The organism is Bacillus sp. N447-1 (assembly GCF_022701035.1).
GTDB classification, from domain to species: domain Bacteria; phylum Bacillota; class Bacilli; order Bacillales; family Bacillaceae_G; genus Bacillus_A; species Bacillus_A cereus.
Genome location: NZ_CP065509.1, coordinates 2,828,945 through 2,842,069, shown reverse-complemented (window position 1 = coordinate 2,842,069; position 13,125 = coordinate 2,828,945). Strand labels below are relative to the sequence as shown.

Below are 13,125 nucleotides of genomic sequence, written 5' to 3'. Positions count from 1 at the left end.
AATGGATTATGAGCTTTGATGTATTTTGCTATAATAAAACCAGCATTCATTTAATAACTTAATTTGATACCGGTTTTTTTCGAAATATGCACGTTGCATTTGTTTTTTTAGCCACGTAGGCATAGGAATCCCTCCTTGTTTAATCCTGCTCTCAAAAATCTAAAATGCTATTGATGAGAGGTTGGTGAGTGGATTTCTATTCATGTTTTGTTTTTAGAAACCACGCTTCTTACATGAGGATGGGTATATGTACTATTTAATATATGTATAAGAAGGGAGAAAAGTGTAAAAATATTTTTTTGTTTAGGAGGAATGAGAGTGGATGAGCAAGAAATTCAGCGACTAGTGGAAGAAGTGTCACTACAATACTTTGAGATGCCGTTCTTACATAAAGCGGTGTTTAATAATAGATTACGTACAACTGGTGGGCGTTATTTATTGAAGAGTCATAATATCGAACTGAATTATCGATATTACGAATTGTATGGTGAAGAAGAGTTAGTCGGGATTATTAAACATGAGCTTTGTCATTATCACTTACATATTGCAGGAAGAGGGTATAAGCACAGGGACAGGGATTTTCGTGAGTTGTTAAAGAAAGTTGATGCACCACGTTTTTGTAAACGAATGATTAATGAAGAGAAGGAAAAAAAGATTTATAAGTATGAATGTATGGAGTGTTCACTTCAATATGTAAGAAGGCGTCAAATAAATATAAAAAGATATGTCTGTGGAAAGTGTAAAGGGAAACTCAAACCGATATCGAAAACATCTTGACAGTAAAAACGCAATCCAGTATATTATAAACATGTCACGTTTGAACAAGATGTTGTTAAAAACTTCTTGACTTACAGAGAGAATTTTTATAAGATACAAATTGTCTTCATTATTCCGCAGTAGCTCAGTGGTAGAGCTATCGGCTGTTAACCGATCGGTCGTAGGTTCGAGTCCTACCTGCGGAGCCATACAGAGAAGTACCCAAGTGGCTCAAGGGGCTCCCCTGCTAAGGGAGTAGATCGCTAACGCGGTGCGAGGGTTCGAATCCCTTCTTCTCTGCCATACATATTGGCCCGTTGGTCAAGTGGTTAAGACACCGCCCTTTCACGGCGGTAACACGGGTTCGAATCCCGTACGGGTCACCACTTCGGAGGATTAGCTCAGCTGGGAGAGCACCTGCCTTACAAGCAGGGGGTCGGCGGTTCGATCCCGTCATCCTCCACCATATAATTTTATATGAATAGTATTGTCGCGGGGTGGAGCAGCACGGTAGCTCGTCGGGCTCATAACCCGAAGGTCGCAGGTTCAAATCCTGTCCCCGCAACCAAATGGTCCCGTGGTGTAGTGGTTAACATGCCTGCCTGTCACGCAGGAGATCGCCGGTTCGACCCCGGTCGGGACCGCCATTTTAACTTCTGCTATATAGCAGTTGTTTTTTATTGGACATTATGTTACAATAACATTTGTCTTTGAAAAGAAGATAATTATTTCGATGGGCTATAGCCAAGCGGTAAGGCAACGGACTTTGACTCCGTCATGCGCTGGTTCGAATCCAGCTAGCCCAGCCATTTACGAGCCATTAGCTCAGTTGGTAGAGCATCTGACTTTTAATCAGAGGGTCGAAGGTTCGAGTCCTTCATGGCTCACTTTTGTTTTTTCCGCGCGGTCGTGGCGGAACGGCAGACGCGCTAGGTTGAGGGCCTAGTGGGGGAAACCCCGTGGAGGTTCAAGTCCTCTCGGCCGCATCAAAAAAATCTTAAAAAAGTGCTTGCATTTGAAAATGTAGTATGATAAGATAATTGAGTCGCCAAATTACAACGACGAAAAAACATCATGAATAAGCGCCCGTAGCTCAATTGGATAGAGCGTTTGACTACGGATCAAGAGGTTAGGGGTTCGACTCCTCTCGGGCGCGCCAATTACGGGAAGTGGCTCAGCTTGGTAGAGCACCTGGTTTGGGACCAGGGGGTCGCAGGTTCAAATCCTGTCTTCCCGACCACGCGGGTGTAGTTTAGTGGTAAAACAAGAGCCTTCCAAGCTCTGGTCGAGAGTTCGATTCTCTTCACCCGCTTTTAGTTCTTTGAAAACTGAACGAAACAAACAACGTGAAACGTCAATTTTTATTTTAGATGCTAGACAAACTAACTTTATTGGAGAGTTTGATCCTGGCTCAGGATGAACGCTGGCGGCGTGCCTAATACATGCAAGTCGAGCGAATGGATTAAGAGCTTGCTCTTATGAAGTTAGCGGCGGACGGGTGAGTAACACGTGGGTAACCTGCCCATAAGACTGGGATAACTCCGGGAAACCGGGGCTAATACCGGATAACATTTTGAACCACATGGTTCTAAATTGAAAGGCGGCTTCGGCTGTCACTTATGGATGGACCCGCGTCGCATTAGCTAGTTGGTGAGGTAACGGCTCACCAAGGCAACGATGCGTAGCCGACCTGAGAGGGTGATCGGCCACACTGGGACTGAGACACGGCCCAGACTCCTACGGGAGGCAGCAGTAGGGAATCTTCCGCAATGGACGAAAGTCTGACGGAGCAACGCCGCGTGAGTGATGAAGGCTTTCGGGTCGTAAAACTCTGTTGTTAGGGAAGAACAAGTGCTAGTTGAATAAGCTGGCACCTTGACGGTACCTAACCAGAAAGCCACGGCTAACTACGTGCCAGCAGCCGCGGTAATACGTAGGTGGCAAGCGTTATCCGGAATTATTGGGCGTAAAGCGCGCGCAGGTGGTTTCTTAAGTCTGATGTGAAAGCCCACGGCTCAACCGTGGAGGGTCATTGGAAACTGGGAGACTTGAGTGCAGAAGAGGAAAGTGGAATTCCATGTGTAGCGGTGAAATGCGTAGAGATATGGAGGAACACCAGTGGCGAAGGCGACTTTCTGGTCTGTAACTGACACTGAGGCGCGAAAGCGTGGGAGCAAACAGGATTAGATACCCTGGTAGTCCACGCCGTAAACGATGAGTGCTAAGTGTTAGAGGGTTTCCGCCCTTTAGTGCTGAAGTTAACGCATTAAGCACTCCGCCTGGGAGTACGGCCGCAAGGCTGAAACTCAAAGGAATTGACGGGGGCCCGCACAAGCGGTGGAGCATGTGGTTTAATTCGAAGCAACGCGAAGAACCTTACCAGGTCTTGACATCCTCTGACAACCCTAGAGATAGGGCTTCTCCTTCGGGAGCAGAGTGACAGGTGGTGCATGGTTGTCGTCAGCTCGTGTCGTGAGATGTTGGGTTAAGTCCCGCAACGAGCGCAACCCTTGATCTTAGTTGCCATCATTAAGTTGGGCACTCTAAGGTGACTGCCGGTGACAAACCGGAGGAAGGTGGGGATGACGTCAAATCATCATGCCCCTTATGACCTGGGCTACACACGTGCTACAATGGACGGTACAAAGAGCTGCAAGACCGCGAGGTGGAGCTAATCTCATAAAACCGTTCTCAGTTCGGATTGTAGGCTGCAACTCGCCTACATGAAGCTGGAATCGCTAGTAATCGCGGATCAGCATGCCGCGGTGAATACGTTCCCGGGCCTTGTACACACCGCCCGTCACACCACGAGTTTGTAACACCCGAAGTCGGTGGGGTAACCTTTTTGGAGCCAGCCGCCTAAGGTGGGACAGATGATTGGGGTGAAGTCGTAACAAGGTAGCCGTATCGGAAGGTGCGGCTGGATCACCTCCTTTCTATGGAGAATTGATGAACGCTGTTCATCAATAAAGTTTCCGTGTTTCGTTTTGTTCAGTTTTGAGAGAACTATCTCTCATATATAAATGTATGTTCTTTGAAAACTAGATAACAGTGTAGCTCATATTTTTTAATTTTTAGTTTGGTTAAGTTAGAAAGGGCGCACGGTGGATGCCTTGACACTAGGAGTCGATGAAGGACGGGACTAACGCCGATATGCTTCGGGGAGCTGTAAGTAAGCTTTGATCCGAAGATTTCCGAATGGGGAAACCCACCATACGTAATGGTATGGTATCCTTATCTGAATACATAGGGTAAGGAAGACAGACCCAGGGAACTGAAACATCTAAGTACCTGGAGGAAGAAAGCAAATGCGATTTCCTGAGTAGCGGCGAGCGAAACGGAACATAGCCCAAACCAAGAGGCTTGCCTCTTGGGGTTGTAGGACATTCTATACGGGTTACAAAGGAACGAGGTAGACGAAGCGACCTGGAAAGGTCCGTCGTAGAGGTAACAACCCCGTAGTCGAAACTTCGTTCTCTCTTGAATGTATCCTGAGTACGGCGGAACACGTGAAATTCCGTCGGAATCTGGGAGGACCATCTCCCAAGGCTAAATACTCCCTAGTGATCGATAGTGAACCAGTACCGTGAGGGAAAGGTGAAAAGCACCCCGGAAGGGAGTGAAAGAGATCCTGAAACCGTGTGCCTACAAATAGTCAGAGCCCGTTAACGGGTGATGGCGTGCCTTTTGTAGAATGAACCGGCGAGTTACGATCCCGTGCGAGGTTAAGCTGAAGAGGCGGAGCCGCAGCGAAAGCGAGTCTGAATAGGGCGTTTAGTACGTGGTCGTAGACCCGAAACCAGGTGATCTACCCATGTCCAGGGTGAAGTTCAGGTAACACTGAATGGAGGCCCGAACCCACGCACGTTGAAAAGTGCGGGGATGAGGTGTGGGTAGCGGAGAAATTCCAATCGAACCTGGAGATAGCTGGTTCTCCCCGAAATAGCTTTAGGGCTAGCCTTAAGTGTAAGAGTCTTGGAGGTAGAGCACTGATTGGACTAGGGGTCCTCATCGGATTACCGAATTCAGTCAAACTCCGAATGCCAATGACTTATCCTTAGGAGTCAGACTGCGAGTGATAAGATCCGTAGTCAAAAGGGAAACAGCCCAGACCGCCAGCTAAGGTCCCAAAGTGTGTATTAAGTGGAAAAGGATGTGGAGTTGCTTAGACAACTAGGATGTTGGCTTAGAAGCAGCCACCATTTAAAGAGTGCGTAATAGCTCACTAGTCGAGTGACTCTGCGCCGAAAATGTACCGGGGCTAAATACACCACCGAAGCTGCGGATTGATACCAATGGTATCAGTGGTAGGGGAGCGTTCTAAGGACAGTGAAGTCAGACCGGAAGGACTGGTGGAGTGCTTAGAAGTGAGAATGCCGGTATGAGTAGCGAAAGACGGGTGAGAATCCCGTCCACCGAATGCCTAAGGTTTCCTGAGGAAGGCTCGTCCGCTCAGGGTTAGTCAGGACCTAAGCCGAGGCCGACAGGCGTAGGCGATGGACAACAGGTTGATATTCCTGTACCACCTCTTTATCGTTTGAGCAATGGAGGGACGCAGAAGGATAGAAGAAGCGTGCGATTGGTTGTGCACGTCCAAGCAGTTAGGCTGATAAGTAGGCAAATCCGCTTATCGTAAAGGCTGAGCTGTGATGGGGAAGCTCCTTATGGAGCGAAGTCTTTGATTCCCCGCTGCCAAGAAAAGCTTCTAGCGAGATAAAGGTGCCTGTACCGCAAACCGACACAGGTAGGCGAGGAGAGAATCCTAAGGTGTGCGAGAGAACTCTGGTTAAGGAACTCGGCAAAATGACCCCGTAACTTCGGGAGAAGGGTGCTTTCTTAACGGAAAGCCGCAGTGAATAGGCCCAAGCGACTGTTTAGCAAAACACAGCTCTCTGCGAAGCCGTAAGGCGAAGTATAGGGGGTGACACCTGCCCGGTGCTGGAAGGTTAAGGAGAGGGGTTAGCGTAAGCGAAGCTCTGAACTGAAGCCCCAGTAAACGGCGGCCGTAACTATAACGGTCCTAAGGTAGCGAAATTCCTTGTCGGGTAAGTTCCGACCCGCACGAAAGGTGTAACGATTTGGGCACTGTCTCAACCAGAGACTCGGTGAAATTATAGTACCTGTGAAGATGCAGGTTACCCGCGACAGGACGGAAAGACCCCGTGGAGCTTTACTGTAGCCTGATATTGAATTTTGGTACAGTTTGTACAGGATAGGCGGGAGCCATTGAAACCGGAGCGCTAGCTTCGGTGGAGGCGCTGGTGGGATACCGCCCTGACTGTATTGAAATTCTAACCTACGGGTCTTATCGACCCGGGAGACAGTGTCAGGTGGGCAGTTTGACTGGGGCGGTCGCCTCCTAAAGTGTAACGGAGGCGCCCAAAGGTTCCCTCAGAATGGTTGGAAATCATTCGTAGAGTGCAAAGGCATAAGGGAGCTTGACTGCGAGACCTACAAGTCGAGCAGGGACGAAAGTCGGGCTTAGTGATCCGGTGGTTCCGCATGGAAGGGCCATCGCTCAACGGATAAAAGCTACCCCGGGGATAACAGGCTTATCTCCCCCAAGAGTCCACATCGACGGGGAGGTTTGGCACCTCGATGTCGGCTCATCGCATCCTGGGGCTGTAGTCGGTCCCAAGGGTTGGGCTGTTCGCCCATTAAAGCGGTACGCGAGCTGGGTTCAGAACGTCGTGAGACAGTTCGGTCCCTATCCGTCGTGGGCGTAGGAAATTTGAGAGGAGCTGTCCTTAGTACGAGAGGACCGGGATGGACGCACCGCTGGTGTACCAGTTGTTCTGCCAAGGGCATAGCTGGGTAGCTATGTGCGGAAGGGATAAGTGCTGAAAGCATCTAAGCATGAAGCCCCCCTCAAGATGAGATTTCCCATAGCGTAAGCTAGTAAGATCCCTGAAAGATGATCAGGTTGATAGGTTCGAGGTGGAAGCATGGTGACATGTGGAGCTGACGAATACTAATAGATCGAGGACTTAACCATATAATATGTAGCAAATGTTATCTAGTTTTGAAGGAATATACCTTCAATAGTTTGGTGATGATGGCAGAGAGGTCACACCCGTTCCCATACCGAACACGGAAGTTAAGCTCTCTAGCGCCGATGGTAGTTGGGACCTTGTCCCTGTGAGAGTAGGACGTCGCCAAGCTATTTATATTGTCGCGGGGTGGAGCAGCACGGTAGCTCGTCGGGCTCATAACCCGAAGGTCGCAGGTTCAAATCCTGTCCCCGCAACCAAATGGTCCCGTGGTGTAGTGGTTAACATGCCTGCCTGTCACGCAGGAGATCGCCGGTTCGACCCCGGTCGGGACCGCCATTTCATATAAAGAAAAGAACGAAACAAGTTGTTTCGTATTTTTTTATTTGTTTTAACAAAAAACTAATAAAGACAGTCAAACTATCCTTAGGACAACTCCTAAGGACTTTTTTATATATTCAAAACCTGTATAATAAAGAGCAGAGAACATTGTGAGTAAAGTAGGTGAAGTCTGTGAGTAAATATGAAGTAACAACAAAATCTTCTGAGGAAACACAAAGGTTATCAGAAAAACTAGGTGAGCTCGTAGAGGCACAAGACGTAATTATTTTAGAAGGAGATCTTGGAGCTGGTAAGACGACTTTTACAAAGGGACTAGCAAAAGGTCTTGGAGTGAAAAGAGTTGTAAATAGTCCTACCTTTAATATCATTAAAGAATATAAAGGAAGATTACCGCTATATCATATGGACGTGTATCGCTTAGCAGAAAGTGAAGAGGACTTAGGCTTTGATGAATATTTCTACGGTGAAGGAATTACGGTAGTAGAATGGGCTCATTTAATAGAAGCATATTTACCGAATGAAAAGTTACAAATTAGTTTATTCCATGCTGGAGATGACACAAGAAAAATTATACTCGAGCCAATTGGAGATCGCTATATTAGATTATGTGAGGAGCTATTACAAGATGAAAGTACTAGCAATTGATACTTCAAATTACGTAATGGGTGTATCCCTTATTGAGGAAGAAAACGTAATTGGGGAAATCATTACAAATTTAACAAAAAACCATTCTGTACGTCTTATGCCAGCTGTAGAGAAACTGTTAAAAGAATGCGGTGTAAAACCGAAGGAATTAACTAAAATCGTTGTAGCTGCTGGACCTGGATCCTATACAGGTGTTCGTATAGGCGTGACAGCGGCGAAAACATTAGCTTGGTCACTTCAAATACCAATTGTAGGTGTATCAAGTTTAGAGGTAGTAGCTGCAAACGGTGCTAACTTTAACGGGTTAATTTGTCCTTTATTTGATGGAAGACGTGGGCAAATTTATACTGGGTTATATACATATGAAGGAGAGCAGTTAACTTCAATAGAAGAAGACCGAATTATTCTTATTGTAGACTGGTTGCAAATGTTAAAAGATAAAGGACAGCCTGTTTTATTTATCGGTAACGATGTTAAATTGCATAAAGAAACAATTATAGAACATTTAGGTGATCAAGCTGTATTCGCTCCATTTACTAAAAATAACCCAAGACCAAGTGAGCTAGCATTCTTAGGATTACAAAAAGAAGAACAAGATGTGCATACGTTTGTTCCAAGCTATCTTCGTTTAGCTGAAGCGGAAACAAAGTGGTTAGAAAGTCAAAACAAGTAGGAGCTTGCAGAAGATGGATATGATATTTAGAAAGATGGAGCTTGATGATATTGCTCAAATTGTAGCTATTGAAGAAGCGTCTTTTTCAACTCCTTGGACTGCAGATGCCTTTCACCGTGAATTAACGATGAATGAACATGCACATTATATTGTGTTAGAAAAAGATGGTCGTGTAGTCGGGTATTGTGGATTGTGGATAATTATTGATGAATCACATATAACAAATATAGCTATTTTGCCAGAATACCGAGGTCAAAAGTTAGGAGATGCCCTATTGAAAGCAGTTATTTCTGAAGCGAAAGAACTAGGGGTAAAAACAATGACACTTGAAGTACGTGTATCAAATGAAGTAGCAAAGCAGTTATACAGAAAATACGGATTTCAAAATGGTGGGATTCGTAAACGATACTATGCAGACAATCAGGAAGATGGTCTCGTAATGTGGGTGAATATATAATGGAAAAAAATACGATTATACTTGGTATTGAAACAAGTTGTGATGAAACAGCAGTAGCAGTTGTTAAAAATGGAACGGAAATTATTGCGAATGTCGTTGCATCACAAATTGAAAGTCATAAACGTTTTGGCGGCGTTGTACCAGAGATTGCATCCCGTCATCATGTAGAAGAAATTACAGTTGTGTTAGAAGAAGCTTTAAAGGAAGCAAATATCACATTTGATGATATTGATGCAATTGCTGTAACAGAAGGTCCTGGTTTAGTAGGAGCACTTCTAATTGGAGTAAATGCAGCGAAGGCAGTAGCGTTTGCACATGATATTCCGTTAGTCGGTGTTCATCATATTGCTGGTCATATTTATGCGAACCGTTTAGTAAAAGAAGTTCAATTCCCGTTATTATCACTTGTTGTATCTGGTGGGCATACAGAACTTGTTTATATGAAAGAACATGGTTCATTCGAAGTAATTGGTGAAACACGAGACGATGCAGCTGGAGAAGCATATGATAAAGTAGCTCGTACGTTATCTATGCCATATCCAGGTGGTCCTCATATTGATCGCCTTGCACATGAAGGAGAACCGACAATTGATTTGCCTCGTGCATGGCTAGAACCGGATTCGTATGATTTTAGCTTTAGTGGATTGAAATCAGCAGTTATCAACACTGTGCATAACGCAAAACAGCGCGGTATAGAAATTGCACCAGAAGATTTAGCGGCAAGTTTCCAAGAAAGTGTAATAGATGTACTTGTAACGAAAGCAGCTCGTGCAGCAGAAGCTTATAATGTAAAGCAATTACTTCTTGCTGGTGGAGTAGCTGCTAATAAAGGACTTCGTGCGCGATTAGAAGAGGAATTTGCACAAAAAGAAAACATTGAATTAATTATTCCGCCGCTATCTTTATGCACAGATAATGCAGCGATGATTGCAGCGGCAGGGACAATTGCTTATGAACAAGGTAAGCGTGCAACATTAGCCTTAAATGCAAATCCAGGATTAGATATTGAAGCATAGTTATACACATAATTAACCACAGGTTGTGGATAAAACCCATATTATCTGTTGATAATGTGGGTTTTATTGTGTATATAAAATGTTGATAACTTTTTTATTGACTGTGGATAATGTGGAAAAGTTATTTTGATGTTTATTTTATAAAGGTGGATATGTGTATAAACTTGTGGATAAATAGGTTGATGTCAGACCTTTGAATTTGTTCTTTTTCGGGAAATAAAAAGCAAGAAGATATCCCCGAAAAACATTTTGAAACATCTCCCCATTATAGAAGATGCTAATATTGTCAATCTTTGTCGTTAAAAAGGTATTTCGTGTCGAATTGTTAATATATATAGGGTTACAATAGATATATTTAAAAAATCGTTAGTATATTCTAAGTTACGATAGATATATTCAAAAAATTGTTTAAGTACTAAAAAAAGATGTCACATAGTCAAAAATCCTGACTTATGAGACATCTTCCTTATTTAAATATGCTTATACATGCAGCTCTTCCCATTCTGCCATACAAGTTTCAAGTTGTTCTTGTAGCGTTTGCTTTTTAGTTGTAATTTCACTAGCTTTTTCATAATCTGCATATATTTCTGGTAAGCAAAGTTGATCTTCTAACGTAGCAATTTCTTCTTCTAATTCCACTATACTTTGTTCTAGCTCTTCAATTTTTCTAGTGCGTTGACGCTCTAGTTTTTTACGCTCTTTTTCTTCTAAATAATTTAATTTCTCTTGTGCAATCACCTTTTGAACAGGAACGTCACTTTCTTGCTGTTCAAGTTCTGCACGTTCAATCATTTCATTTTTCTTTTCAACGTAGTAATCGTAATCCCCTAAATATTCCTGTGCACCTTCTGTTGATAACTCAACCACAGTCGTTGTTACACGGTTAATAAAGTAGCGGTCATGTGAGACGAATAGAAGAGTCCCTGGGTAATCAATTAAAGCATTCTCCAAAATCTCTTTACTATTTAAATCAAGGTGGTTCGTAGGCTCATCTAGAATTAACAAATTTGACTTTTGCATCATAAGTTTTGCAAGAGCTAATCGAGCTTTTTGTCCACCACTAAGGGAAGATACTGGTTTCAGTACATCATCTCCTGTGAATAAAAAATTCCCAAGTATAGTACGGATTTCTTTTTCCGGTTGCAGTGGATATTCATCCCATAGTTCATTTAAAACCCGTTTAGAAGATGTTAAGTTTGCTTGTTCTTGATCATAATAACCAACAGATACATTTGATCCGAAAGAAACATCACCATTTAATAGTGGTAACTTATTCACAATGGATTTTAACAATGTGGATTTCCCAATTCCGTTTGGACCAACTAAAGCAACACTATCTCCGCGAGTTAAGCGCATAGTTACATGTTCAATTATAGGGTTTCCATCATAGCCGATGGTTGCATCATTTACTTGTAAAACATCATTTCCACTTTGTTTTTCAATATCGAAGTGGAATGATGCTGACTTAGAATCCCCTAATGGTCTCGTTAATAATTCCATTCTGTCTAGTTGTTTACGGCGACTTTGAGCACGTTTCGTTGTAGAAGCGCGAGCTATATTCTTTTGAACGAAGTCCTCAAGTTTTGCGATTTCATCTTGTTGTTTTTCGTAACGTTTCATTTCTTGCTCATATAATGCTGATTTTAAGTCTAAATATTTACTGTAGTTACCAACAAATCGTCTGCTTTCTTTATTCGAAATTTCATATACTTGTGTAACGAGTTTGTCTAAGAAATAACGGTCATGTGAGACGATTAATATTGCGCCAGGATAACCTTGCAAATATTGCTCAAGCCATGTTAATGTTTCGATGTCTAAATGGTTTGTAGGCTCGTCCAAAATAAGTAAGTCTGGTTTTGTTAATAATAATTTCCCGAGAGCTAATCTTGTTTTTTGCCCGCCGCTTAAAGTAGAGATCGTCGTCTGGTGCGTTTCAACTGGGAAGCCAAGGCCGCTTAAAATGGAGCGAATATCCGCTTCATATTGATATCCACCTTGATCTTTATAATTGAGTTGTAGTTGGTCATAATCAGCTAACAATCTTTCATATGTAGCTTCGTTTGAAAAGTTTTCTTCTTTTCCCATTTCTTGCTCAAGCCTTCGAAGTTTTGTATCCATTTGCTGTAAGTGGGTAAAGACGGTTAGCATTTCATCCCAAATTGTTAAAGACGTTTCTAGTCCAGTATTTTGAGCTAAATATCCGATTGAGACATCTTTCGGTTTTATAATTTCGCCACCATCATGAGATAATTCACCAGCGATAATTTTTAATAATGTAGATTTTCCTGCTCCATTCCTTCCAACTAATGCGATACGATCTTTTGTTTGTACTTCCAATTTTATGTTTGCAAGAATCGTTTCTGCACCGTATAATTTCGAAAGCGCGTTTACTTGTAATAAAATCAATGTTTTCACCTCAAATAATTTCTTAACTTTGCCATGTTTATATTTCTCAATCATACTAAAAATAGTGTATAGTTTAAAATAAAGAGAGAATACTTCTTCTCTTTATTATACAAGGAATTTAATGAGTGCTAAACTTCTGTATTTGATTAAAGTATATGAATAAAGATAGGAAGAGAGGAGAGGTCATATGGATCAGCAAAAGATTCCACAAGCCACTGCTAAAAGATTGCCTCTATACTATCGATTTATCCAAAACTTATCTCTTTCTGGTAAGCAGCGTGTTTCATCGGCCGAATTGAGTGAGGCAGTAAAAGTAGATTCCGCAACAATACGAAGAGATTTTTCGTATTTTGGAGCGTTAGGGAAAAAGGGATATGGATATAACGTAAATTATTTATTATCATTTTTCCGCGAAACACTTGATCAAGATGATATAACACGTGTAGCACTTATTGGAGTAGGTAATTTAGGGACCGCTTTCTTACATTATAATTTCACGAAAAACAATAATACAAAAATTGAAATGGCATTTGATGTTAGTGAAGAGAAAGTTGGAACAGAAATCGGGGGCATTCCTGTATATCATTTAGATGAATTAGAAGAGAGATTATCAAATGATATACAAGTGGCAATATTAACAGTACCGGCTACAGTAGCACAAGCTGTAGCAGATAGATTAGCTGAAACAAGCGTGCACGGTATTTTGAATTTCACACCAGCGCGATTAAACGTATCAGAGAATATTAGAATTCATCATATTGACTTAGCTGTAGAGTTACAAACATTAGTTTACTTTTTGAAAAACTATCCACAATAAAACGCAGAGGAAGCGACCTCTGC

Annotated in this window: 8 protein-coding genes, 14 tRNA genes and 3 rRNA genes; 23 read left to right on the top strand and 2 right to left on the bottom strand. The window is 42.8% G+C overall.

Going from position 1 to position 13,125, the window contains the following annotated elements:
* Window positions 1–6 precede the first annotated feature (6 nt).
* Window positions 7–123 carry a cortex morphogenetic protein CmpA gene (gene cmpA / locus IQ781_RS14250; protein WP_001143642.1) on the bottom strand — a complete coding sequence of 39 codons (117 nt, stop codon included), beginning with the start codon at window positions 121–123 and terminating at the stop codon, window positions 7–9.
* Window positions 124–318: 195 nt separating this feature from the next.
* On the opposite strand from cmpA, the gene IQ781_RS14245 reads away from it, so the two are divergent.
* The 22 genes from IQ781_RS14245 (at window position 319) to tsaD (ending at window position 9,879) form a co-directional block, all read left to right on the top strand.
* The gene (locus IQ781_RS14245) at window positions 319–777 is read left to right on the top strand and encodes a SprT family protein (RefSeq protein WP_000344234.1); all 459 of its coding nucleotides are present in this window, start codon (window positions 319–321) and stop codon (window positions 775–777) included.
* 113 nt (window positions 778–890) lie between these two features.
* A tRNA-Asn gene (locus IQ781_RS14240) sits at window positions 891–965 on the top strand.
* 3 nt (window positions 966–968) lie between these two features.
* A tRNA-Ser gene (locus tag IQ781_RS14235) sits at window positions 969–1,059 on the top strand.
* 8 nt (window positions 1,060–1,067) lie between these two features.
* Window positions 1,068–1,142, top strand: a tRNA-Glu gene (locus IQ781_RS14230).
* Window positions 1,143–1,146: 4 nt separating this feature from the next.
* A tRNA-Val gene (locus tag IQ781_RS14225) sits at window positions 1,147–1,222 on the top strand.
* A 25-nt stretch (window positions 1,223–1,247) separates the two neighbouring features.
* Window positions 1,248–1,324: transfer RNA gene (locus IQ781_RS14220), tRNA-Met, on the top strand.
* Between the two features lie 3 nt (window positions 1,325–1,327).
* Window positions 1,328–1,403, top strand: a tRNA-Asp gene (locus IQ781_RS14215).
* Between the two features lie 87 nt (window positions 1,404–1,490).
* Window positions 1,491–1,565, top strand: a tRNA-Gln gene (locus IQ781_RS14210).
* A 5-nt stretch (window positions 1,566–1,570) separates the two neighbouring features.
* Window positions 1,571–1,643 (top strand) — tRNA-Lys (locus tag IQ781_RS14205).
* A gap of 16 nt (window positions 1,644–1,659) precedes the next feature.
* Window positions 1,660–1,742, top strand: a tRNA-Leu gene (locus IQ781_RS14200).
* Between the two features lie 96 nt (window positions 1,743–1,838).
* Window positions 1,839–1,915, top strand: a tRNA-Arg gene (locus tag IQ781_RS14195).
* 4 nt (window positions 1,916–1,919) lie between these two features.
* A tRNA-Pro gene (locus tag IQ781_RS14190) sits at window positions 1,920–1,996 on the top strand.
* Between the two features lies 1 nt (window position 1,997).
* Window positions 1,998–2,068: transfer RNA gene (locus IQ781_RS14185), tRNA-Gly, on the top strand.
* Between the two features lie 76 nt (window positions 2,069–2,144).
* Window positions 2,145–3,692 (top strand): 16S ribosomal RNA (locus IQ781_RS14180).
* A 145-nt stretch (window positions 3,693–3,837) separates the two neighbouring features.
* Window positions 3,838–6,751: ribosomal RNA gene (locus IQ781_RS14175) — 23S ribosomal RNA — on the top strand.
* Window positions 6,752–6,801: 50 nt separating this feature from the next.
* Window positions 6,802–6,917: ribosomal RNA gene (gene rrf, locus IQ781_RS14170) — 5S ribosomal RNA — on the top strand.
* The 16S, 23S and 5S rRNA genes sit together here with 14 tRNA genes alongside, the layout of an rRNA operon.
* 12 nt (window positions 6,918–6,929) lie before the next feature.
* Window positions 6,930–7,006, top strand: a tRNA-Met gene (locus IQ781_RS14165).
* Between the two features lie 3 nt (window positions 7,007–7,009).
* Window positions 7,010–7,085, top strand: a tRNA-Asp gene (locus IQ781_RS14160).
* 174 nt (window positions 7,086–7,259) lie between these two features.
* Window positions 7,260–7,733 carry a tRNA (adenosine(37)-N6)-threonylcarbamoyltransferase complex ATPase subunit type 1 TsaE gene (gene tsaE / locus IQ781_RS14155; RefSeq protein WP_000049642.1) on the top strand — a complete coding sequence of 158 codons (474 nt, stop codon included), beginning with the start codon at window positions 7,260–7,262 and terminating at the stop codon, window positions 7,731–7,733.
* Window positions 7,714–8,406, top strand: a complete 693-nt coding sequence (gene tsaB / locus IQ781_RS14150) for a tRNA (adenosine(37)-N6)-threonylcarbamoyltransferase complex dimerization subunit type 1 TsaB (RefSeq protein WP_000865740.1) — start codon at window positions 7,714–7,716, stop codon at window positions 8,404–8,406. Before tsaE ends, tsaB begins: the two co-directional genes overlap by 20 nt.
* 13 nt (window positions 8,407–8,419) lie before the next feature.
* Entirely contained in the window at window positions 8,420–8,863 is a 444-nt protein-coding gene (rimI, locus tag IQ781_RS14145; RefSeq protein WP_000367190.1) for a ribosomal protein S18-alanine N-acetyltransferase, read from the top strand.
* Window positions 8,863–9,879, top strand: a complete 1,017-nt coding sequence (gene tsaD, locus IQ781_RS14140) for a tRNA (adenosine(37)-N6)-threonylcarbamoyltransferase complex transferase subunit TsaD (RefSeq protein ID WP_000414585.1) — start codon at window positions 8,863–8,865, stop codon at window positions 9,877–9,879. The genes rimI and tsaD overlap by 1 nt, the downstream gene beginning before the upstream one ends.
* Window positions 9,880–10,359: 480 nt before the next feature.
* Here the strand turns inward: tsaD and IQ781_RS14135 are convergent, their stop codons facing one another.
* On the bottom strand, window positions 10,360–12,285 hold the full coding sequence (locus tag IQ781_RS14135; protein WP_218976414.1) for an ABC-F family ATP-binding cassette domain-containing protein: 1,926 nt from the start codon (window positions 12,283–12,285) through the stop codon (window positions 10,360–10,362).
* A 187-nt stretch (window positions 12,286–12,472) separates the two neighbouring features.
* Here IQ781_RS14135 and IQ781_RS14130 point away from each other — a divergent pair, with 187 nt between their 5' ends.
* On the top strand, window positions 12,473–13,102 hold the full coding sequence (locus IQ781_RS14130) for a redox-sensing transcriptional repressor Rex (protein ID WP_000372699.1): 630 nt from the start codon (window positions 12,473–12,475) through the stop codon (window positions 13,100–13,102).
* Window positions 13,103–13,125 lie beyond the last annotated feature (23 nt).